Here is a 22,412-nt window from a genome sequence, read left to right on the forward strand (position 1 = left end):
GACTCCTTTTGGGTTAGAACGATAGAGCTTCATTATTACATTGCCTGTGCATTGACAGTGGCGATAATATTTCCCTCTATTGATTCCTGTCAGGCGACAATATGAAAAGTGAAATGAGCGGCATTCCGGTTTTTGTGGCTGCTGCTGAGTCAGCAAGTTTTTCTCAGGCCGCCGAAAACTTGCACCTCACGCGTTCGGCCGTAGCAAAAACCATCGGCCGGCTGGAAGGCAGGCTGGGCGTTACGCTTTTCAGCCGCACCACCCGTCGTCAGACCCTGACGGATGAAGGCGCGCTCTATTATGAATTCTGCCGTCGGGCGCTGGATGAAATCAGAATGGCAGAGGAGATGCTGGAAGGCGGCAAGCTGCAGGCAAGCGGTAAACTAAGAGTCTCTGTGCCGGTTTTGTTCGGACATTTTTGTGTGGCACCGCTATTAGCCGCGCTGGCAAAAGAGCATCCCGGGCTGGCACTGGAAATTTCTTTCAGCGATCGCCAGGTTGACCTGCCAGCAGAGGGTTTTGATATGGCTGTCAGGATTGGCATGCTGGATGACAGCAGTAGCCTGATAGCCCGCCAGCTAACCTCTCACGCCATGGTTTTATGTGCATCACCGGCATATTTGCGTGAAGCGGGAGAACCTGTCTTACCGGAGGATCTGCAGCAGCATGCCGTGATTGCCTACCTCAGTGCAGGACGCATTCTTAAATGGCGTATAAAAAATGGTGATAAAGGGATGTATGAAATGACGCCATCCGCCCGGCTGATAATGGATGACATGCAGGGTATAAGAGATAGTGCCGTTGCAGGAGGAGGGATCGCCTGGCTGCCTGACTGGCTTGTGCGGGAACAGCTTATCAATGGCAAGCTGGTACAGGTGTTAAAAAACTGCTCTTCTGAAAGACAGCCGGTCTATGCCGTATGGCCGCAAATGCCTTATCTTCCTCTTAAGGTCAGGCTGGCGGTAGATAAACTGGTGAGCGAACTGCCAGCTATGATCTCTGGTGCTGAAGACCCGATCTGAGATTCGCTCACGCCGTCTGTATGTCTGGTTTGTGGCAGAAGCGGATGTTAGCCTCATTAAGTCCACAATCAAATTGCGCCACAGCAACGGTGACAGAAAAGAATTTTGGTCAGTAAAACTCATCTTTATGTTGATATCTGTATTCTTGCGTTATCCCGGTATAACCATATGAAGCCGCTTTATAATTAACAACATGCACATTTGACTGCGGATATAGCGGGCAACTTGCTGCCCGCGTCGCAATGATTCAGGCCACGTCCAGACATTTCGGTACGAACAACATGGTGCTGACCCTGCAGCCCCGGCCGACTTTTCCGCGCTAAAGCCCCTGGACAGGATCTGAAAGTGTTTTTTGCCCTCAAATCCCGGCACGACAAAACAGGCGCCGTTGCTGATGGAAAAATACTCCCGGTATCCCCCCGTCCAGTCTTTAGAGTGAGAACGCATCCAGTGAGTCAGTAAACGCGGCGCTTTCGATGCCAGATAACCAATAAAGCCCTCAAAAAAGTCAGGCGCAGGCCCTAACTCCGGAGGGATCGGGCAGAGCCGGTTAGCGGGGGTGAGGCTGAAGATCCGGCAACGCCGAAGAGCCGGAGGGGGCCATCAGTTTTTTGATACTAATGACCGCTTCGTACCAGGAGCGGACTTACCCATAGCAATAAATCAGATTATTTATCAGCTACTCTCTTTTCATTTTTTATCTCTTCTCTCAGCACCGCAATCAGCTCCTTCAGCCCTTGTGGAACCCGCCGGTGACCGGGATAGTAAAGATACATAGGCTCTTCAACGGGTGCCCATTCCGGGAGCACAATCCTCAGGCTGCCGTCACGAATGTGGTCACGAACCCTGTCTTCAAGGCAGTAGGCAATGCCGGCGCCTGACAGGGCCAGCTCAATTGCCAGCGCCGTTTCGCTCACGCAAAGCTGTCCCCGGACATCGACTACGCGATAGTCTTCATCCTTCCGGAATTCCCATTTGTAGATAACGCCCTGCCCGGTGCGTAACTGAATACAGTCGTGGAAGCGAAGATCTTCAGGTATGGCAGGAAGAGTATGTTGATAAAGATAGCGTGGCGATGCTACCGCCACCCACCTGAGCTTTTCGCCCAGCCGAACTGCAACCAGATCTTCAGGGACGGTGCCGCCAAAGCGAATTCCGGCATCAAATCCCTCCTGCACGATATCGACCATCCTGTCATCAACGCTGATTTCGATCTCCACTTCCGGATACTTGCTGATAAAGCGCGGAAGATGGCGTGCCATGATGAGGCGGGCGCCGTCACTCAGCACGTTAAGCCTGAGTCTTCCCACAGGCCGATCGCGCATGCGGTTAATTTCCTCAAGCGCGTCGCCAATTTCTTTAAACCCTGTTTCAAGACGTAATGCCAGGCTTGCGCCTGCTTCGGTTGGAGAGACCGTGCGGCTTGTTCTGTTTAACAACCTGACGCCCAGGCGCGTCTCGAGATTACGTATGGTATGGCTCAGCGCAGATGTCGTGATCCCGAGTTCTATGGCGGCTTTGGTAAAACTGCGCATTTTCTCAGTAATAAGAAACGCGTTGAGCTCAGCCAGATCGCTTCGGGTGAGCCTGGTGGAAAGTCTGGTAGGCATGAAGTTAAACCGTTGATTAAAATTCAATGCTATATCAAAGGACATTGCACGGAATCGCGCCAGAAGGATGTTGAGTGTAGAGTGATTCAACAAAACGTTGCAACCCGACGCCACGGCAGACGAAAAGTCATCATTTCGCGGGGGATCTTCGCGTAACTCATCTCTGGACGCTTATCCCTGTTGAAAGAGGCGCCAGGCTTGTGCCCGGCGCCGTGTGAATTTACTTTTTCGTGGCAGAATTGGGTTCAGAAATAATGCGATGACGCTGAGCTTTGTGTGATTCACTCATCATTCTGTTCATCACCTCGCCCTCGTACTCGGCATACTCGCTGCCGTAGACAAATTCATGCCCTGTCATCAGGGCATACCAGGCGCGTCTGGCTACTTCTTTCGGATCGTCCTTTTTCATGGATCCTACCGTCGTACTTGCCTGCCCTGCATTTTTGAAGAAGTTTGTCTCCGTTGCCCCGGGCATCAGAAGCGTCATCGACAAACCGCTTCCCATCAGCTCGTTACGTATGGCGTAAAAGAAGGAGTTGACGAAAGCCTTCGACGCCCCGTAAACAGCTTCAAAAGGTATCGGTGCCGAGCCGGAGAGCGAGGAGGTGATAAGAACGTGCCCGTTGCCTTTTTCAACGAGCCGCGGGATAAATATTTTAGAAAGATGAACCACAGCATCAACGTTAAGCCGGATTAACCTGAGCTCTTTTTCAAGATCGGTACCATCAATAAAGGCGCCGCCGAGGCCTTGGCCGGCGTTGATAACCAGCGCGCTGGGGTTTAAACCGGCCGCATCTATTCTGGTCTGCAGGCCGATTATCTGATCATACTCACTAAGGTCAGCACTGAATGAGTGTACGCTAACTGAAAAGTGTTTTTGCAGATGTTCGCGTGTAGCTGATAGCTTTTTATCATCCCGGGCCACGATGGCAAGATCGTATCCGTTAGCCGCAAATTCTTCCGCAAGCGCCAGGCCAATACCGTTACTTGCGCCGGTTATGAGAGCCAGTTTTTTCTCACTCATATCATTCTCCTGTTGAGACGGTTTACCCGGCCCTGTACAGGCCGGTAACAAAGGGATCATCAGATACTGTCGGTCCAGCGGTAAGCCGGATGATAACCCAGGATGCGCATTGCCTTTTCGCTGCTCAGCACCGATTCATTGCCTGCAAATTGTTTACGCTGCTCAACTTCAGGGTAGTAATGGTCGAGAAGTTCCTTTGTGGGGATTCGCATGCAGGTGACATCACTGGTAATAAAGAACTCATCTTTGCCCCTGACGTCATATTCGAGAGCTTTTTCAATCGCCTGGGCAACGTCACGAACGTCAACGTAGGTCCACATATTCCATAACCTGACGGCCGGATCGTCCTGCCAGCTTTCAAACCGGGCGTATTCATCCGGCCCCATAACATTAGAAAGCCGGAGACAGGTAATGCGCATATCAGCGTTATTAAGGCAGAACTGACGGGCCATTTCCTCACCCAGCACTTTCGTCAGCGCGTAAATGCTAATCCCCCGTGCCGGGTAGTGTTCATCAATCGGCACATATGGGGGCGCCCACCGATCGTAAGGCACGCCGGTAGGAACCTCGCTCGATGACCAGATGATATTTTTAATCCCCAGACGCCTGGATGCTTCAAATACGTTGAAAGTGGCCAGCATATTGTTTCTGAACTCGTCAGAGTCGGGGATCATCCGGGGATGGGGGATACTGGCGAGGTGAACCAGAGCATCAAAAGCTGCAGGTTCGGGTCGTGAATAGATGTCTTCCCCGACGGAGGAAAGGGCGTCAAGTGTTGCACCAAAATCCTCTAAATCCGCAATCATCGCCGGATGTTTGCTGGTTGACGGTTCTTTCTTATCAATGAGGAACAAGTCATACCCTGCTTTTTCAAGCCACTCTACTGTGACCCTGCCAATTTTCCCTGACGCACCGGTAATGGCTATACGTTTCTTATCTGACATACTTCGTCCTTATGGTTGAGGTGCAAATCAACCCTAAGTTTTGATGACAACAGAAAATTAGCGATGAGCCTGGCTAAAAGCTACGATTACTTTAATTCATCGATCTAGTTTTATTTACAGAACAGGCGGAATCCATCAATCGGCAAGGGTGCTTATAAGGCTTCATAATTAAAGGCCCGCTTTTCGCTCATAGCGGACGTCATACGCCTCTCTTAGTGTTCAAAACTACCGCAGAGTAAACAACGCTTAAGCAGTGCGGCTTTTAAGCGACGTGAAGCCTGCGGCCTTAAGCGGTCGCGTGTTCGGGCAGGCATCGTATTCATTTTGGGACTACAGTTACCGGTGAGGTTGTCATTGACTCGTATCAGGAGGTGTATTCAGTGTTTGATCACGACGACGATCAGGAGAAACCTGTCATCGGAGAGGCAGCACTCAACCTTGCAATGGCGGGACAGGACATTAACCAGCGAACCCTGACGGCGGAGCTGGATTTGATGGCTGGTAACGCTACTAACGCGGTCAGGGCGGAGAAAATCAGAAAAGCCAGACACTGGCTCAATGGTTTCTCTCAAACTGATATGCGCGACAAGGCTGGGCTGCACTTAAAGATGAAAGCAGACCCGGACGACGACGGAAAACATCACTAACCGTTGCCCGGCCCCGGCCGGAAGACGACGAAGATAAGCCAGCCTCATAACGGGCGCGTCCGACGCGTACCGGCCGGAGAAACTGTCAGGGATGACACCCGGTTGTTAACTCAGGCAACACCAATCAGAACGGGCAAAAGATAAATAACCTGCCCCACCCCCATCACAAACTTCCTGTTCTGTCAGGCTGGGGAAGGCGTTTAGTGACGGTCAGAACGCGTGGCAAAGAAGACCACGGCGGCTCCAAGAGCGACAACCAGCGTATCTTCAATCAGGCCGCTTCGGGTCTGTCCGATTTTTGTTATCGCCTTTTTGCGGGCTGCAAGCGTGGCATAAGCCAGTGGCACCGCGGCAGAAATAGCCACCGCGGCCCCGGTCTTCTCTTCGCCACGAGGTGCCAGCGCGGCACCGGCAATCCCGGCACTGGCCACGCGCGCCGAGAGGCCAAGAAACACAGTGCGGTCCGGTGCTGATTTCATTTTGTCGCCATACAGCTCCCCTGCTCCCATCGCTAACGCCCCATATTTAAAGAGCGGCCGATCCAGCAGCAGCAGAGCGCCTGACGTATTGCGCTTCGCAAGACGTGCCGCAGCAAGAGCCGCCATCGGCGTCATTGAACGGCAACTGGCGACCACGCCAATCAGGGCAGAATAAACAAAACGCGTTATTTTCATTATTGGTTTTCCGGATAGTGAGAGATCTATTTGCTCTTACGCTCCGCCGGGATATAAGGCAGGAACGCGCTATTTAACAAGCACATTTACATGGTCACATTATCTGAGTGTTGGGATCTATACTGCCAGCAGCATGCCTGCTGGAATAATCAGTATAGATGAGCGGTTTGAGCGTGCAGAAAGAAGAGAAGCGGGCGGGTAATAGTGGAAGCATTCAGGCATGTCAGCGTGTTGCATGCCTGAATGTGAATATCGACTATTCGATCTGTCAGAACTGCCAGGAAACGCTGACGTTCATATTTCGTGGCTCACCATAGACGTAACTGTTCATATAGCTGTAGTAGTGGCGATCAAAGAGATTATCGAGGTTGGCCTGTACCGCAACCTGTTTATTCACCTGATAGCGCGCAAACAGCGATGCCAGCGGATAGCTGCCCTGATATACCCGTACGCTCTCACCGCTGGCGTTGGTCACATCCTTAAATACCCGATTCTGCCAGTTAACGCCGCCGCCAATAGTCAGGTCAGGAATAGCGGCCAGCTGATAGCGGGTGAATAGCTTAAAGGAGGTCTGCGGCTGGTAACTGTTAAAGCGGCCACTTTTGTCACGCGCAACATAGCGGGTGGCACCAAATGTCAGTTGCAGATTATCAGTCAGTGCACCATTCAGTTCAAACTCGGCGCCTTTACTCACGGCACCTTTAGCGGCGACATAAGCCTGCTCGCTGCCATTCAGGTAGACACCATCAAGTGCCTGACCGACATCATCCTCTTCGATACGGAATATCGCCACGGTGGCGGTGAGCAGGCCATCGTTCCAGGCAGATTTCAGCCCGGTTTCGTAGCTTTTTCCGGTTACGGGTGACAGGTAGCCGCCTCGGGTATCGCGATAAGTCTGCGGCAGGAAAATAGCAGTGTAACTGCCATAGGCGGACCAGGTATCGTTGATGTCATACACCAGCCCTGCATAAGGCGTGGTGTTATTTTTAGTCGCCTCTCCGCTGCTGCCGGTGGTGCTCCACTGGGTATAGCGCGCGCCAACAATCAGTGACAGCGGATCGGCCAGCGACAGACGTGCTGCGCTGTAAACGGATTTCTGCCGCACCGTGTCATTAGCGTTGCGATACCAGCCCTGCCACGCCGGCTCCGCTACATTACCGCTCCAGTGGTTATCAAAAATACCCATATCGGCTGCCGTGATCTCACGCGCTTCTGCATCGCTGAAACCATCCTGGCTATACGTTGCATTGTGCTGCCGGCTGTAACTGGCACCCGCCATTAACAGATGCTGACGACCAGCCAGCTCAAACGGGCCGCTGGCGAAGCCATCGACAGAGTCCAGTTTACGTTTGCCGCGATCCATACTGCCGTAGCCGGTCGTACCCTCACCGCTCTCCCGATAGGGATTGCCCATCACATAGAGCAGCTTATCGCTGAATGTGTTTTCAGCGTGCGTGCCGTTAACATGAACATTCCAGCCGTTATCAAAGTTATGTTCAATATCGGCAAAGACTTTACGGGAGTTGGTATTATACCGCGCCCAGTTGGCTGCTGAATTCAGGCTGCGATCGTAATGGGTGGTGGCATTGTTACTGTAAAACATCGGCAAACCGCCCCAGGTTGGGTTGCCGGTGTTGTTATCTTCGTAGTCATATCCCAGTGACACGGTGGTGCTTTCAGAGAGATCGGCATCAATGACGCCGTAGATAAACTTTTTGGTCTTCTGATAGCGATCCAGCCAGCTCTGCTGGTCAGTGTAGCCACTTACAATGCGGCCACGCAGGCTGCCATCCCCGTTCAGCGGAGAAGAGAGATCGGCCACATAACGCTGCTTATTCCAGCTGCCATAGCTGGCACTCAGCGTTCCGGTGGCGATTTTGCTGTCGGCATGTTTGCGCACCATGTTGATTGAAGCCGCCGGGCTGCCTGCGCCGGTCATCAGGCCGGTTGCACCGCGCACGATCTCAAGGCGGTCATAAATAGCGGAGTCGGAAGCCGCATCGCCATAATTCCATGCGTCGTTGACTAAAGCCGGAATACCATCAAACGTAAAATTGCTGACTTTGAAGCCGCGCGAATAGTACTCAGAGCGTTCACTGTCGACAAGATTAGTGGATATGCCGGTAACGTTGGTTAATACATCATTAACCGACTGCAAATCCTGATCCTGCATGCGCTGCTGTGTCACGACGCTAAGAGACTGCGGTACATCGCGCGGTGTCAGCATCAGCTTAGTGCCCGCACGGGTGGTCTGCACCGCATAGTTCTGGTTACTGAGCGCACTGTTATCGGCCGAATCAGTGCTGACGATCATCTCCTGCGCATCCTCCTCTGCCGCCCGGGCGGGAGTGAGAAGGGAATGCACGGTCAGTGCCAGTAATGAGATGCTGAAGAGGTTATTGAACCCTGATTCCCTGCTACAAAAAGCCATAAACTCTCTCTTAAACATTGGTATTAGGTTAAGCAGTGATGCGCTGTTTTTATATTTATCCGTTCAGCGCAGGCAGGCAGAGGCCCGCAACATATGAGAAAGACAATGATAATCATTTGCTTTAGCAATTCTCTAAAAGATTCCATTGCAAATGTAACTTCATGTAAACATCATAATATTCAGTGATATAGGGAGTTAAAACCCGGAAATAGCGGTGGTTTAGGTTATACCGATTCAGAGAAAGGCAGAGTGCAGGAGGTGATCAGCGATGATTACGGGAGAGATCGCGGTGCCATTCAGGCAGGCCATCCATAGCCTGCCGTTTGCATACAACAGACCCGCTGTTATTTATAGACGGTAGCGGTAGCTGACATCTTTGAACCCTCTTTTGCAGAGGTGATGACGTAGTATTTACCGCCCAGTTCATCTGCTTTTTTGGAGAGATCGGCTTTGGCATCTGAAGGCGCAGTCTGCTCTTTCATCGAGCTTATCTTGCCCACTTCCTGATACTGGCTGGCCTGTTCTTTAGTGATCTCCTGCGCGGCTAAAACAGAGCCAGAGGCAAGTGTTCCCAGAAACAGAGCAGCAGCGACCATTATTTTACGTTTCATACATTAGTCCTCGTGAAATAAAAAATAACCGGATATCCCTATAAACAGATAGTTCAGAATAAAAATAAAGCAACGTTCTTTCAGGAGATTTTTTAATTATGCGGGCAGACAGCTTTTACCCGCAGCCGGCTGTCCGGTCCGGTGATACGTGCGTGATGTCGAAACGGCCACTTTCTTCCTGAATACAACGGCCTGCCGGGCGATTCACGGTAGCGCGAGCGCTTCCTGCGAAGCGGCCGCACGTTATAGCCAGCGGCAGGCGTCGCCGCGCGTAAATATATATATACTGCCTTCAAACCACCCGCCGGTTTTATTATCACAGGCAGCATTTCTACTTTTTCACAGCAGATCGCTGCATCTGATATTTATTTCTGTATGACGGCCGTTGCCAGGATGATATTTATTTTTCCGGGTCGGGTAACGCAGCAGGTGCGTGTTGCTCTTTGGCGATAATTGAGCGTTTATCGTAAACGCTATATGCTGTATAAGCCGTTCGCCCGTCGGCCGAAAAGCTGCTGCTGCACTCGTCCGTTGCTCAGCAGCCCGGATTAGCCTGAGTAAAGGTTTGCCTCAGATGGATGCCTGCGACCAGAACAACCTGTTGCCTGAAGGAGAGATATGATGACCATAATGGATGCGCTGCTGGCATTCAGCTTTGCCGCGCTGTTACTGACTCTGACGCCGGGCCTGGATACCGCGCTGGTATTGAGAACGGCAACGGTTGAGGGACGAAAACAGGCGGTTCACGCGGCGCTGGGTATCAGCACCGGCTGTCTGGTCTGGGGAGCCGCCGTGGCGTTCGGGCTGGGGGCGCTCATCGCAGTGTCGGAACTGGCTTACGACATCCTGAAGTATTGTGGCGCGCTCTACCTGAGCTGGCTGGGCATTAACATGCTGCTGCGTCCGAGAAAGCAGCTGACGCTGGCGGATAATACCGCTAAAAAAGGCTCAAACTGGTTTTTGAAAGGCGTGCTCGGCAATGCACTCAACCCTAAGATTGGCATTTTCTATGTCTCCTTTTTACCGCAGTTTATTCCGCAGGGTCACTCACCGGTACTCTGGACCTTTATTCTGGTCGGTATCCATATTGTGATCGGGACGAGCTGGTCGATGGCACTGATAAGCGCCACGCGCCCGCTGGCAACGATACTGCGAAAAGAGAAGGTCATTCGCTGGATGGATCGTACCACCGGCGCCATTTTTCTGGCCTTTGCTGCCCGTCTGGCCCTGAGCCGTCGCTGAACAGCGCGGCTGCGGTAAACCTGCCGCAGCCGGCCTGAAACGCTGCTCAGGCCGGCAATGGCCGCCGCTTAAAACGACCAGCGAACACCGGCATTGTAGTGCCAGCCGTGCGCGCCGTTCCCGTTAACCTCTTTGCGATAATCGGTTTCGGCATAGAGTGATACATCCCGGGTGAGCGTCGCGGTGCCGCCAAGGCCGACATCCCACATCTGACCAAACTTACCGCTGTCAAAACGCTGACTCTCCGTGCCGTCAGCAGAGCCGGCCCGGGTTTTCGCCGTTCCGCCCCAGCCGCGATAGTAGTTTGCGCGCAGATAAGGCGTGTACTGCCGCAGGCTCTCATCCTGCCACGTGCGGTCCAGCCGCGCCCCGAGCCGGCCAACGGTCTGCTCATAACGATCCCAGGAAACCCGCGTCTGATCCCGATCGGTCAGGCTGTCCATATCGAGACGCTGCCAGGTCAGCTGCGCCTGGGGTTCGATACGCCATCCCTGCGTCAGCTCAATGGCGTAGCCTGACTCCAGTGAAGCCGCCCAGCCGCTGCCTTCTGGCGAAGCCACCGCTTTTTGCCGCATGATGTCAGTTTCGCCACGATAGCGGTTCCATGACAGCGAGCTGTCAACATAGAGGCCGCTGCTATGCTGCCAGGTGCCATACAGCGCCACGCTGTCGCTGTCGAAAGCGGTTGAGCTGTAGCCATCCACCGCGTGCGGACGAATACGCGTGTTGCCGCGCGTCCAGGCGATACCGCCGCGCAGGCTACCGTCTGCGCCATCCAGTCGGATGACGTTACCGCCGAGCTGTACCGCGCTGTAGTCAAGATCAGCGTCATAGCCGTAGTGACTCAGACCACGGTTGCTCTGATAGTGCAGGTTGGCTCCCAGGTAGCGAACAAACATCTCACCGCCCGCTGCATCGGGATCGTGCTGCTGGCGCAGCTCGCCCAGCCGCTTGTGCAGATCGTCCGTGATCGCCAGCGTATAGAGTGCCAGGCCAACCGGCGCTGAGATATATGACGGGAGCTGCGGCGTTACCGCCCTGCGCAGGCCGGTTTTGCCATTGCCTGGCCGCGGCTGACAAAGCTCGCCGTCTGCGCAGACAAACGTGTTAGCCAGACGGTAGTCGCGGAAATCATTACCGCTGCCGCTAAGCTGACGTTCACTGGCGGCGCTGCTGCCTGGGGCAAAACTATACAGGCTGTATTGCCACGGGCCTGAAGCAACATACCCCTGCTTCAGAACAAAACTCTGCGGAGCGGCTCTGCCCGACACCTGCGCAAGCGAAACCCCCTCCGCCGGCCCGATGATTCCGTCACCGTTGCGATCCAGCTGCGGCGCGCCGCGCAGAACATCATCAATCAGCGTCGTGCCGCTGACGTTACCGTTAACGCGCAATATATCGCTGCGGGTGGCCGCAGAGTTAAGCCGCAGCGTGCCGTTTGCCGAAGCCAGATCGCCGTTAAGCGTCAGCGAGTTACTGGCCTGGCTGCTGCCATTGGTCAAATCCAGCGTACCGGCGTTATTCACCTGCAGCGAGGTGGCGCTTCCGCCCTGCAGCAGCGGCTGAATACCATCCCCTGCCAGCAGGGTCGAATCCGCGTCAATATTGATGGTACTGTGCGCCAGCCGAAGGTTATCCGTCAGCGTCCAGCGGGTGCCGGAAAAATTCAGCGTGCTCCAGCCGGCGCCAATATTGGTGCCTTTTACCGGATCGTCACTGGCAAAAGATCCGCCGCGCGCCGTAATGTCATGGAGATTGAGAGTACTGCCTGCGCCACCAGCCGTGGTGATGTGCCGGGTATTTTCCAGGCTGATGTTCTGTACGGTGGCGCGGTTATTTACGCCGCTGCCCATTGTCAGACTGCCCTTCAGCGTGCCGCCGGTGACAATCAGCGTATCCTCTCCGTTACCGGTATGCACATCGCCGGTTACCCTGCCGTCCAGCAGGGCAACAACATCCCGGGCCGCTCCACCCGCCACCACCACAGTCTGCGGATTGGGTGCCGTCACGGTGCCTTCATTGATAAAGACCGACGCACCGCCGCGCAAATCGATGATGGGTGCCACCAGGCTTTGTGACGTGATACTGCCCTGGTTAATCACCCGCCTGGCGGTGCGCGTCACTACGGCGGATCCGCCGTTAGCGGACTCAATGGCAATCGTTCCTGCGGTGACAACATCTCCGGTTGTATTGGCACGTATGGCGGTGCCCTTACCGGGCACCGTGATGGAATAGCCCTGCCCGATAAACAGATCGTTACGCGTTGCTGAACCATCTTCATTCGCAAACAGATAGCCGGTTCCGCCTTCGCCTGTGACAATCTGCGCACTCCCTTCGCCGTCAAAAGAGACGGCTGAACGGATACCGGCTCCGCGCCCGGTTTCCAGCCGCACATTTTGCAGTGAAATAGCGGTAATTCCGGCACGGTTATTGATGACGCTGCCACGACCATAAGCGCCCAGCGTGATATCGCTGGCCTGGAAAAACTGCGCCCCGTTATCCAGCAGCACGCCATCGGCGCGTCCGCTGGCGGTAATGGTACTGTAGCCCTGACCATCACCCTGAACCGCCAGACCGCCACTGTTGCCGACCCGCAGCGCGGCGATCCCGTCATCTACCTGCAGACGACTGCTCTCGCGCGGATAGTAGTAACCATAACCACTGCTGGCATCGATGCCGGTGCCCGAGGCGATACGCACGCTGCCAAAGTTAAGAAATGACGCGTTGTCGTGCACGCGCGCGCCCGTACTTTCAGGGCCGGTTAAATTCACCACGCCCTGATACTGATTGAAGATCGCTGAATAATAACCCGCGTCGAAAGCGGTGATCTGCCGGCCGCGACCGGTAATGTCAGAAGCGGCATAGACGGTTGCCCGATCGCCCGACGCTATTACGCCGCTGGTATTGTTGCCGTTAAGTGCAATGGGACTGGTGACAATCCCCTCACCCCGTTCATAGACGCGCAGCGCCGCAGCCCCTCTGCCGTTCACGTTATACCTGTCAGTGCGGTAGGCGTAAGACGTACTGCCGGAGACCGACACGCCGGTCGTATCAGCCCCGCTCAGCGTTACCGTACCGGGCTCACGCGCATAGACATCGCCTCCGTTGCTGGCCTGGTAAAGCGTTGAGCCGGCTGTACTGACGTCTGTGCTGCCTCCGCTGCTGAAAATAATACTGTCCGTGTCCGTCACCTGATAGCCGACCTGGTTAGCATGATGAAACACCACGCGACTTGTTGCCCCGCTGTTGATAATGGCGTTCTTTTCGGCGCGGGCACCAATCACATTGGCCCCGTACAGATTGATAATGCCGTTCTGGTTCAGCACCGCCTGCTCGCCGCTGGCGATCGCGCCCAGCGTTGTCTGCTGGCTGCCCGATCCGCCATACACATTTAACACGCCGCGGGTGGTTATTTCTGTGGTCGGGAGGTTCTCCCCGGGGGTGGCGAATCCCCCGGCGTATAAGCCGGTTCCCCCGCGCGTCACGCTGATATCGCCCTGATTGATGACTTTCGCCCCCAGGCGCGCGAGGATCCCCACCGATCCTTCTCCTCCTGAAGTGATGCGACCGGTATTCACCAGCTGCGCCTGGTTTACTGCCGCCAGTCCCACCTGCGCATCCGCCAGCCCGCTGATAGCGGCATGGCTGGTCAGCAGCGTGCGGCTATCCGGCAGGTAATCAGCGCTGATATTGCGGCCGCTCAGATCATATTTATACCCGTCAACCGTTGCGGCACTGGCGCCTTTGCCCGTCAGGCGCAGCCGGGTGGCAGCACTGAGTGTACCCTGCGCACCGCCTTCTATCCGCATGACGCTGGCGCCAGCACCTACATTGAATGTTGCATCACGCGTCACAATATCGCTGCCCCTGCCGCTGCCCACGATACCGGTGGCGCCCGGTGCGTTGAGCGAGAGCGTAGTACCGCTGGCGCTGAAGTCTGCGCCATCCGCGAAGCGAAATAGCGTACCGTCGGGGCTGGAGGTGGCGTAGCGGCCGCTGGCGGGCAGCCGGAGACGTGCGTCCGGACCACTGATAAAGAAACTGATCTGATTACGGCCCTCTCCGGCGCGCGGCACCGCGCTGGCGGCCACCTCCACCCGGGCGTTTCCATCTGCACGCACACCGATAGCCGCATCGCCCTGTAAATTGATCCGTCCGCCCAGCGCGGCGTGCGCCTGAGCGCCCTGTTCGCCGGTTACCCAGACGGCGGTATTCTGCGTGCCGCCAGGGAGGTCAGCATGACCCCTGACATTGATGGTGCCGGTAGACCAGGCGCTGGCGCGATGGTTCTGCATGGCAAGGATGCGCAGGCCGGTACTGTTATCACCGTTAAGATTGATTGTTCCTGCGTTGCCCACCCGCCCGTACTGCCCGGCATTCAGCACCAGCATGCCGATGTTTTCCAGCGGCTGAGGCTGTGCCCGTCCGTTGATATCGATAACGCCGTTATTCAGCGTCAGCGCAGAGGGTGCATTTTCCACGCGCATACCCACGGCGTTCTGCACGCGGGAGCCGATGACAATACGGCCATTATTGATCGCGCTGCTGTTGTGGCGTTGCTCAATAGCACTGACGCCGCCGCTCAGCGTAACCGCGACATCCTGCGTTCTGTCCGTTTTGCGGTTTTGCGGCGAGCGCCCGATGGCGATGGTGCCTTGTGCCGTGTTAATAAAGTGCCCTGCAGCGCCTAACGTAACCCCTGCCGCTGAACTGTTATTAACCACATCCGTGACGCCGACGTTGATGCTGCCGCGGTTAATCGCACTGCCCTGATTAATCCAGATGGCGCTGCTTTCCTGGCCTTCAGGCGCATCGCCGGGGGCAAGATTAATCACGCCATTATTGGTAAAACGGCTGCCGTTTTTTACCGCAACGGCCTTACCGATATAGCCCAGCGTGCTTCTGTCGACACCCGTGCCGCTGGCGTTATTCAGGAAGCCGGCGTTCAGCGTGCCATTGTTGATTCCGGTGCTGCCCGAGAGAAGTGCCAGCGCCCTGCTCTCAGCAATCCCGGTGGCGGTCACGGCGAGCTTGCCATCAATGATTGCGGTCGCGCCGTTGCTGGCCTGCATCGCCGTGCTGGCGTTGATGACCTCAAGCGTACGCCCTGCAGAAATTTTCACGCTGGCGTCACGACCATTCGCACTTAGCACTATCCGGTCGCCCGCCGGCAGCCTGACTTCATCGCGGCGGTTGCCGGCACCGGTGCGATAAACCACGCGGCCTTCATTAAGCGAAAACGCTTTATTAAACGCGTTGCCATACTCCTCCTGCGTAATATTGTCATTCAGCAGCTGATTGATTAACCAGTCATTATAATTTCTTAATTCCGCAAGGGAGGCTACCGTGAACGTGGTGACTTCGCCATCCCGCGTATTTACGCTAAAAGTCCCGGTATATCTCACCACGCTATCTCTGCTCAGCGTCAGTTGATTATTTGCGGGAGGTGCCTCAACGGCGGTGAAAGTAACACGATTATTACTGTTCCAGTTCAGATGGCCGCGCTGTGCCGTGGTAAAAAGCTGGCTTTGCCTGGCCGCCATTGACCAGCGGTTTGTGTCCGAACCTGCGATTTTTTCAGGTCGCCCGATATTAATATTAAGCGTGCCGCGCGTAACTGAGGCGATGCGGGCATCTATATATTGACGATCGTTTACAGCATAAAAGTCCTCTGCCTGTGTCTCTGTATTAATTTCTGGTAAATCTGTAAAGGCTAAGCTGTCATAAACATGAAAGGATTTATAGCTGTTGTTTTCGGGATCGGGAATAACGATATTCAGATTTTGCTGCCCGACGTTAATACGGGGTTGCCCCGTGAGCGTATCGGTAACGATCCGGCCCTCACGCTGCAGCTCACCCAGCGTTGTGCGGGTTACGCCACTCACCCCCGGCGTGAACTGCGGCAGCCCGGTCAGCGTCCGCACTGAACCATCACGCAAATACAATGCACCCGCTTTATAATCATTATTTTCAGGCGTATAGGGCTTTAATATCTCCGCCGATGCATTTAAAACCGGAAACATCATACCTTGTGCTGCAATAAGGGCCAGAAGTACAGGATTTAATTTAAACACGATATTTTCCTCAGCTGAGAAAAAAGCAAAGCCTGAAAACAGAACACGGCTTTCAGGCATCGGCAGAGCGTATTTATTTTGGAAATGTCAGATAAAAGTAATCAATGCGCAGACAATAACATCACGTTACTAATGCATTGTCCAGCCTGGCTTACGCTTCGTTAGCGCATAAATCATAAATTAAGATAAAAGCCTTTCACATAGATTTATTTCGGCGGAGCTAAAAAATTCATTAACCAATTAGTTATTAAAAATAATGAAAAGAATAAAAGTACCGTTTATTAACATACACTATTAACCCGACACTCAGAAAAATCACAGCCACACCGATTAGCCAAATGCATAAACCAGCGAAAGCTGCGAGCTGCTTTATCGTGCGCATAACCTGTTTCAGCCACCCGGTCAGAGAGGAGGGAATGGCGATTTAATCCTGATAGCCAGCCTGATGCCCGTCACAGATGCGAGGGCAAGCAGAAAAACTGGTATGCGACGTCACGGCGGGCTTTTGCCTGGTACATGGCGGTGTCAGCCTGCTGAATCAGTAATTTAGCGGATAATGTCGCAGGTCGCGCCTGGCTTATGCCGATGGCGGCCCCGATGCTTATCGTCCTGCTGTTGATGCTGAAAGGGGCATTGAAGCTGGCAATCAGACGTTCAGCAAGCGCAGAGGCCTCCCGGCGATCGCGGCATCGGGCTGCTACCACAAACTCATCGCCGCCGAGTCGGGCAACCGACTCATCCGGCGCCAGGCAGCTCTGCAGCCGCTCGCTTATCTGTAACAGCAGCGTGTCACCTGCCGCATGGCCCATTGAATCGTTAACGGCTTTAAATCCGTTCAGATCGAGAAACAGCACCGTGACAAGGCGCTGCTCCTGCTGCTGTGCGAGCAGGGCGTCAACCTGCTTATAAAACCAGGAGCGGTTTGGCAGGCCGGTCAGCGCGTCACGCATCGCCTGCTGCTCCAGCTGCAGCATTTTCTCTTTGTCGCGGGTGATATCGCGCGATACCAGTACCGCACCGATGTTCTTTCCCGTGGAGGGATCGGTCACGCCGCAGGCTTTTGTGCCAAGCGTAATATAGTGGCCATTGCGATGACGTTTGTGCACCTCCACCACATCCGGCTGCTCCCCCCTGGCGAAAATAGCACTCAGCACCGCGGCTGCAGGTGCGCGATCGTCAGGGTGCAGAAAGTCCGTCACCCGCTGGCCCAGCATCTCTTCGGCTGACCAGCCAATCATTTCGCTGTAGGAGGGAGAAATTGAGACATACCGCCCTTCGGCATCGCAGTGAGCGATAAGATCCGTGCTGTTTTCAATCAGCAGGCGATATTCAGCGGCCGTGCGCAGCGCCTCCTCCAGCGCCTTACGCTGTCCGGTGACATCCAGTACGAAACCGCTGTACCGCAGGTGTGGCGCTTCCGCCCGCTCGCCCGGCAATCCTGACACGATGACATGGCGCAGGGTGCCATCCAGGCAGTTGATCGGCACTTCAATATGAAAAGGCTGTACGCGCTCCAGGGCCGCAGTCAGCAGCAGCGCAATTTTTGCATCCTCATCAGCCTGGGCGATGCTCAGCCACTCCCGTAGCGTGACGCCTTTGAGCGCAGGCATCAGGCCGGCAGGGCACTCCTGGCTGGTGACGCAGATCCCCAGGGCGTTGGTGGACCAAACGGCGGATAAGATAGGTTTGATCGTTGTGCTCATGATAGCTGGACCTGGTTTATTCTGACGATACTCAAAGAGCATAAAACGTATTGTGGCAGATATCCCGATCGCCCGGCTTGCTATCCTGCACGCGCGTAAAAGAACGATGATAGTCAGAGAATCATTTTACGCCTGCCTGATTTGGCAAAACGTCGCTGTTTCTCTGACCCGATACAAAAACTGACGCAGCACAGAAGCGTTATCGGCTGACCCGCCTGCAATCTTTAATCGGTAAAGCGTTATTCCCCGCGGCGGGCAGCGAGAGCCTCCTTTTACGGCAATCTGCCCCGTCCTGTCGCTGTACAGATAACACGCAAAGTGAGTCAAATGGAAAAACTGATGCAATCAACCATGCAATCAAGTTACGCCTTGATTATGGCTGTGATATACCTGTCTGCGTAACGTCCTGAGACAGGATTTAATATGATTACGCCGCTTTTTACGCGCTGGGCAGCCCTGCTTCAGCAGCAGACGCAACGTCCGGCCTATCTGCGCATCGCGGATTTCATTGCAGAGGGCATCAGTACAGGCGAATTGCCTTCACGCTACCGTCTGCCGCCGCTGCGTGAACTGGCTGAAACGCTGGGTCTGAATTACACCACGGTAACGCGCGGTTATGCGGAAGCGCGGCGCAGAGGATTAATTGACTCACGCCCCGGACTCGGCAGCTTTATTCGTGCACGGGCATCAGCCTCTTCAGCTCTGCCTGCCAGCACTTATGAAATGACCATGAATGCGCCGACAGAGCCTGCCGGTGCCGCCGTTGAGGAAGCGCTGCGCGCAGGAGCCATCAACCTTTTTAACCAGACCGACATGCTGAGTCTGCTGCGCTATCAGGATTTTGGCGGGACGGCAGAGGATAAAGCAGCAGCGATGCGCTGGATCGGGCGCAAACTTCACGTAGAGAGCGAGGCCGACGTGCTGGTTTGTCCGGGCATTCACAGCGCTCTGATGGGCATCATGACGCTGCTGAAGCGCAGGAAAGGTGCGGTCTGTGTCAGCAGCCTGATTTACCCTGGCATGAAGGCGATTGCCAGTCATCTGGGCGTGCGGCTGCAGCCGGTGCTCTGTGACGCGCAGGGGCCCGATCCGCTGGCGTTTGAGGCGCTGTGTCGCAGCGGCGAGATCGGCGCATTCTATATCAACCCGACGCTGCAAAATCCGACCACGATGACGATCCCGGAAGCGCGCCGGCGGGCGCTGGCTGAGTGCTGTCAGCGCTATAACATTACGGTCATTGAAGATGACGCTTATGCGGCGCTCAGCGATGCGCCGGTGCCAACGTTTGCCGGATTAATACCGGAACTGACCTGGTATCTTACCGGCCTGTCGAAGTGCTTTGGCCCCGGATTGCGGATCGCGTTTGTGAAGGGCCCTGACAGACAGATGATGCAGCTGCTTTCCGGCGTGCTGCGGGCGCTGACGGTGATGTCCAGCCCGCTCACTAATGCGCTGGCGCGGCAGTGGATCAATGACGGGACGGCAGATCGCATGCTGATCGCTATCAGACAGGAGGCGGGCATCCGCCAGCAGATTGCAGCGGCCTGCCTGACCGGATACCCGTTTGAGGCTGACAGCGCAGGCTATCACCTCTGGCTGCCGCTGCCCGGTCTGGTCAACGCCAACGCCTCCGACATCGCGGCAAAGCTGCGTGAAAAAGGGATCAGCGCCGTCTCCGGTGCCGCGTTTTGCACTGGTAATCTTCCTGCTGACGCGCTGCGCATCTGTCTGGGCGGTTCTCAGTCGCGGCAGCAGTGTGAAGAGGGCCTGAAAATTCTGGCCGCCATGCTGGCCGATCCCATCCACTTTTCCGGTATGGCGATTTAGCAGCGTGACGCTAACAACAGCCAGTAAAACGTTAACTCCATCATTATGGGCAGATAAGGTTTAAAACATGAGCAATCAACTTAATGCGCTTCTGCAGCAGGAGCTGGACAGCATCAACCGCGCGGAAAAACGCAACGATCGACCCTATTTCGACGTATCGTTTATCCGTCAGTACCCGGGCCTGTATGGCCTGATGTGTTTCCTGTTTGTGCTGACCATGGCACTTTTACTCTACTCCGACTCCTTCGGCACAATTGAGTATGTCGTCTGCTGTGCCATTTTTGCCGTCTGTAACTTCTTTTTCTTTTTTCACGTGAACCCGTCTTACCGGGTAAAAGATATCGATAAAGGCGCATGGAAGAACTGCTATACCGGCGACTGGTACATGGAAGTTTACGTTCGCGAAGCCTTTATTCATGACCTGCTCAATGGAGATGTACTCACCGAAAGCGAAAAAGCTACCCTGCAGGCGCAGTATGCCCGTAAAGGCCATCTTTACTTTGCTGATATTTACCGTCTGAGAACCCGGTAGTCTGCGGAACTGAAAACAGCCTGCTGGCAGGCTGTAGAGTGCAGGTTGCTGTGCGGCATAAGGCCGGATTAATAGAGTGTCTCTTTCAGGCGACCAGGGAGTGCCGCATCGTAGGCGCCGGCGTCAATATCCTGCGAAATGCTGTTCAGTATGGAACCGGTGCTTGGCAGCGCCTCCCGCGTAATTTGCGTCGCCGGATCCCAGAGCCGGGAGCGAATGATGGCCCGGCTGCACTGGAAAAAGACGCTCTCAACGGTGATGGTTAACACCGTTTTTGGCAGCTGATTATTCATCGCGAAGCGGGTAAGTAAGGCGGGATCGACGCTTATGGTGGCGGTTCCGTTTACGCGCAATGTCTCCCCGATACCCGGGATCAGAAACAGCAGCGCTACCCGATTATCATGCAAAATGTTGCGCAGGCTATCGATACGGTTATTGCCGCGTCTGTCCGGCAGCAAGAGCGTGCGCTCATCCTCAATATGCACAAAACCTGCCGGATCGCCTCTGGGTGAAACGTCCAGCCCATCCGGTCCGCTGGTGGCCAGCGCGACAAAGGGTGAGGCGGCGATAAAGGGACGATACGCCGGGTGAATATGATCGGTGACTTTGGTCAGCGACGGTTTCGCCACCGCGCCGTAGCACGCTGCAAGCGCTCTTAAATCGGTAATCGTATTGCTTCCATCCGCCATTGCCGGAATCCTGTGTTTAACGGGCCTGCCGCTAACGTAAGGGATGCATTACGCCGGAAGCAACGCGCGAATGGCATATTGCTGCGCCGCCGCACACTTATTTTCATCTGCACTCGTTCTCAGGCTGCCAGCTGCCGCCAAAGGCGACAGGAACCAGATCGGCTTCTGCTGCACCGCTGCGTACCAAATCCAGAATAGCCTCTGCCACCAGCGCAGGCGCGTGCAAAAGCGCAGCACTTTCTGCCGCCTGAGCGCAGGCCCCGGCCTGTCCCGCTTTTACCGAATGATAAAACGCCGTTGCCGTTACGAAAGGATAAAGCAGTGACACGCTGATACCTGCTGAAGCCAGCTCCAGACGCGCAACCGCCGAAAGCATATTCAGCGCCGCTTTGGCACTGGTATAGGCAGCAGAGCCGCTGTATGTTCCGAGTGTGGCACCCGAGCTGACGTTGACTATACTTCCGCCTCCCTGCTGACGCATAACGGGCACCACCGCCTGCATCATCTGTAGCGGGGCAATAAGATTGAGCGCCAGCACCTCTCTGAAGTCGCTGACGTCGATCGCTTCCACCGGCGCGTACAGCCCCTGCCCGGCATTATTTATCACGACATCGACCCGGCCCCAGCTGGCGATAACCTGCTGAACGGCCCGCGCGCATGCTTCTGATTGGGTAAGGTCACTGGCGATTGCCAGCGCCCGTGTGGCCGGAACAGCCAGCGCTTCAAGGCGTTCGCGCCTGCGTGCCAGCATAGCGACGCGCGCGCGCGCCCGCCTGTAGTGCTGCACGCGCGGTCGCCTCGCCGATGCCGGACGACGCTCCTGTTATGATGACTACCCGGTTATTCAGTTCCATTCTTATCCTCTCTCTGTCATAACATCACCATGCTGCAGGCTGCGCAGACCGTTCGATCCTGAGAGTAATATGTCCGGAGCGTGCTCGCGCCAGCATATCTGCCCGATTTTTGCCCGATTCTGCTTTTATGCAGGATGACCGCTGCAGGAGTAAACGCGATACCATGATGAGTAAGACGCTGAGTGCGCTGGCGTTCGAAGTGTTACAGCGCGCAGATACAGGCCCGCAGCCGGCAAAGTCACCGTTGCCAGCGAAACCGCTCCCTATCTGGCTATCCGGCTGACTATTGATATTGCAGCCGTAAGCGAGCTGATGTGCCAGCTGCCGGCGACGGCTATGCCAGCTGCGCAGCGCGGTTTTGCGGTGGGTGAGGCAGAAGAGGCGCTGACTGACGCCTGGCTGCGTCTGCTGCGTGCCGGAGCAAAACCGGACGACAGAGCGATCATGGTGCCGCTGCTGGAGCGGGAGGTACTTTATCGCCTGCTAAGCGGCACGCAGGGAGGAGTATTGCGACAGATAGCGGACCAC

At 55.2% G+C, this 22,412-nt stretch carries 15 protein-coding genes and 1 pseudogene; 6 read left to right on the forward strand and 10 right to left on the reverse strand.

The window, feature by feature from the left end:
• The first annotated feature begins 101 nt into the window (after nucleotides 1–101).
• Nucleotides 102–1,022: a LysR substrate-binding domain-containing protein gene (locus B4M48_RS04885; RefSeq protein ID WP_288656139.1), complete on the forward strand. Its 921-nt coding sequence runs from the start codon at nucleotides 102–104 to the stop codon at nucleotides 1,020–1,022.
• A 668-nt stretch (nucleotides 1,023–1,690) separates the two neighbouring features.
• On the opposite strand, the gene B4M48_RS04890 is transcribed toward B4M48_RS04885, so the two are convergent.
• The 3 genes from B4M48_RS04890 to B4M48_RS04900 form a co-directional block, all read right to left on the reverse strand.
• Complete coding sequence (locus B4M48_RS04890; protein WP_250341378.1) at nucleotides 1,691–2,725, reverse strand: LysR family transcriptional regulator; 1,035 nt, start codon at nucleotides 2,723–2,725, stop codon at nucleotides 1,691–1,693.
• 127 nt (nucleotides 2,726–2,852) lie between these two features.
• On the reverse strand, nucleotides 2,853–3,656 hold the full coding sequence (locus tag B4M48_RS04895) for an SDR family NAD(P)-dependent oxidoreductase (RefSeq protein ID WP_071668147.1): 804 nt from the start codon (nucleotides 3,654–3,656) through the stop codon (nucleotides 2,853–2,855).
• Nucleotides 3,657–3,715: 59 nt separating this feature from the next.
• The gene (locus B4M48_RS04900) at nucleotides 3,716–4,600 is read right to left on the reverse strand and encodes an NAD-dependent epimerase/dehydratase family protein (protein ID WP_071668146.1); all 885 of its coding nucleotides are present in this window, start codon (nucleotides 4,598–4,600) and stop codon (nucleotides 3,716–3,718) included.
• Nucleotides 4,601–4,980: 380 nt separating this feature from the next.
• On the opposite strand from B4M48_RS04900, the gene B4M48_RS04905 reads away from it, so the two are divergent.
• A complete protein-coding gene (locus tag B4M48_RS04905; RefSeq protein WP_071668145.1) occupies nucleotides 4,981–5,247 on the forward strand; it encodes a hypothetical protein in 267 nt (88 codons plus the stop codon).
• 200 nt (nucleotides 5,248–5,447) lie between these two features.
• On the opposite strand, the gene B4M48_RS04910 is transcribed toward B4M48_RS04905, so the two are convergent.
• The 3 genes from B4M48_RS04910 to B4M48_RS04920 form a co-directional block, all read right to left on the reverse strand.
• The gene (locus B4M48_RS04910) at nucleotides 5,448–5,921 is read right to left on the reverse strand and encodes a hypothetical protein (protein ID WP_192415517.1); all 474 of its coding nucleotides are present in this window, start codon (nucleotides 5,919–5,921) and stop codon (nucleotides 5,448–5,450) included.
• Between the two features lie 268 nt (nucleotides 5,922–6,189).
• A complete protein-coding gene (gene fhuE, locus B4M48_RS04915) occupies nucleotides 6,190–8,352 on the reverse strand; it encodes a ferric-rhodotorulic acid/ferric-coprogen receptor FhuE (protein ID WP_414692658.1) in 2,163 nt (720 codons plus the stop codon).
• A 344-nt stretch (nucleotides 8,353–8,696) separates the two neighbouring features.
• The gene (locus B4M48_RS04920) at nucleotides 8,697–8,963 is read right to left on the reverse strand and encodes a YdgH/BhsA/McbA-like domain containing protein (protein ID WP_071668142.1); all 267 of its coding nucleotides are present in this window, start codon (nucleotides 8,961–8,963) and stop codon (nucleotides 8,697–8,699) included.
• Nucleotides 8,964–9,584: 621 nt separating this feature from the next.
• Here B4M48_RS04920 and B4M48_RS04925 point away from each other — a divergent pair.
• A complete protein-coding gene (locus B4M48_RS04925; RefSeq protein ID WP_071668141.1) occupies nucleotides 9,585–10,205 on the forward strand; it encodes a LysE family translocator in 621 nt (206 codons plus the stop codon).
• Nucleotides 10,206–10,273: 68 nt separating this feature from the next.
• Here B4M48_RS04925 and B4M48_RS04930 read toward each other — a convergent pair whose 3' ends face one another.
• Both B4M48_RS04930 and B4M48_RS04935 read right to left on the reverse strand, forming a co-directional pair.
• The gene (locus B4M48_RS04930) at nucleotides 10,274–16,144 is read right to left on the reverse strand and encodes an autotransporter outer membrane beta-barrel domain-containing protein (RefSeq protein WP_288656146.1); all 5,871 of its coding nucleotides are present in this window, start codon (nucleotides 16,142–16,144) and stop codon (nucleotides 10,274–10,276) included.
• 587 nt (nucleotides 16,145–16,731) lie between these two features.
• On the reverse strand, nucleotides 16,732–17,982 hold the full coding sequence (locus B4M48_RS04935) for a sensor domain-containing diguanylate cyclase (RefSeq protein WP_288656148.1): 1,251 nt from the start codon (nucleotides 17,980–17,982) through the stop codon (nucleotides 16,732–16,734).
• A gap of 423 nt (nucleotides 17,983–18,405) precedes the next feature.
• Between B4M48_RS04935 and B4M48_RS04940 the strand changes: the two genes are divergently transcribed.
• Together B4M48_RS04940 and B4M48_RS04945 are read left to right on the forward strand one after the other, a co-directional pair.
• Nucleotides 18,406–19,809 carry a PLP-dependent aminotransferase family protein gene (locus B4M48_RS04940; protein WP_040113834.1) on the forward strand — a complete coding sequence of 468 codons (1,404 nt, stop codon included), beginning with the start codon at nucleotides 18,406–18,408 and terminating at the stop codon, nucleotides 19,807–19,809.
• A 67-nt stretch (nucleotides 19,810–19,876) separates the two neighbouring features.
• The gene (locus tag B4M48_RS04945; protein WP_040113832.1) at nucleotides 19,877–20,341 is read left to right on the forward strand and encodes a YlaC family protein; all 465 of its coding nucleotides are present in this window, start codon (nucleotides 19,877–19,879) and stop codon (nucleotides 20,339–20,341) included.
• A 68-nt stretch (nucleotides 20,342–20,409) separates the two neighbouring features.
• On the opposite strand, the gene B4M48_RS04950 is transcribed toward B4M48_RS04945, so the two are convergent.
• Together B4M48_RS04950 and B4M48_RS04955 are read right to left on the reverse strand one after the other, a co-directional pair.
• Entirely contained in the window at nucleotides 20,410–21,030 is a 621-nt protein-coding gene (locus B4M48_RS04950) for a pyridoxamine 5'-phosphate oxidase family protein (protein ID WP_040113830.1), read from the reverse strand.
• A 103-nt stretch (nucleotides 21,031–21,133) separates the two neighbouring features.
• Nucleotides 21,134–21,817, reverse strand: coding sequence for an SDR family oxidoreductase (locus B4M48_RS04955; RefSeq protein WP_288656151.1), 684 nt, complete (start codon nucleotides 21,815–21,817; stop codon nucleotides 21,134–21,136).
• Nucleotides 21,818–22,118: 301 nt separating this feature from the next.
• On the opposite strand from B4M48_RS04955, the pseudogene B4M48_RS04960 reads away from it, so the two are divergent.
• Nucleotides 22,119–22,376, forward strand: a pseudogene (locus B4M48_RS04960) (AraC family transcriptional regulator); the annotation flags it as partial.
• Between the last annotated feature and the right edge of the window lie 36 nt (nucleotides 22,377–22,412).

This window comes from Pantoea sp. UBA6567 (assembly GCF_002434165.1).
Taxonomy (GTDB): domain Bacteria; phylum Pseudomonadota; class Gammaproteobacteria; order Enterobacterales; family Enterobacteriaceae; genus Pantoea; species Pantoea eucrina.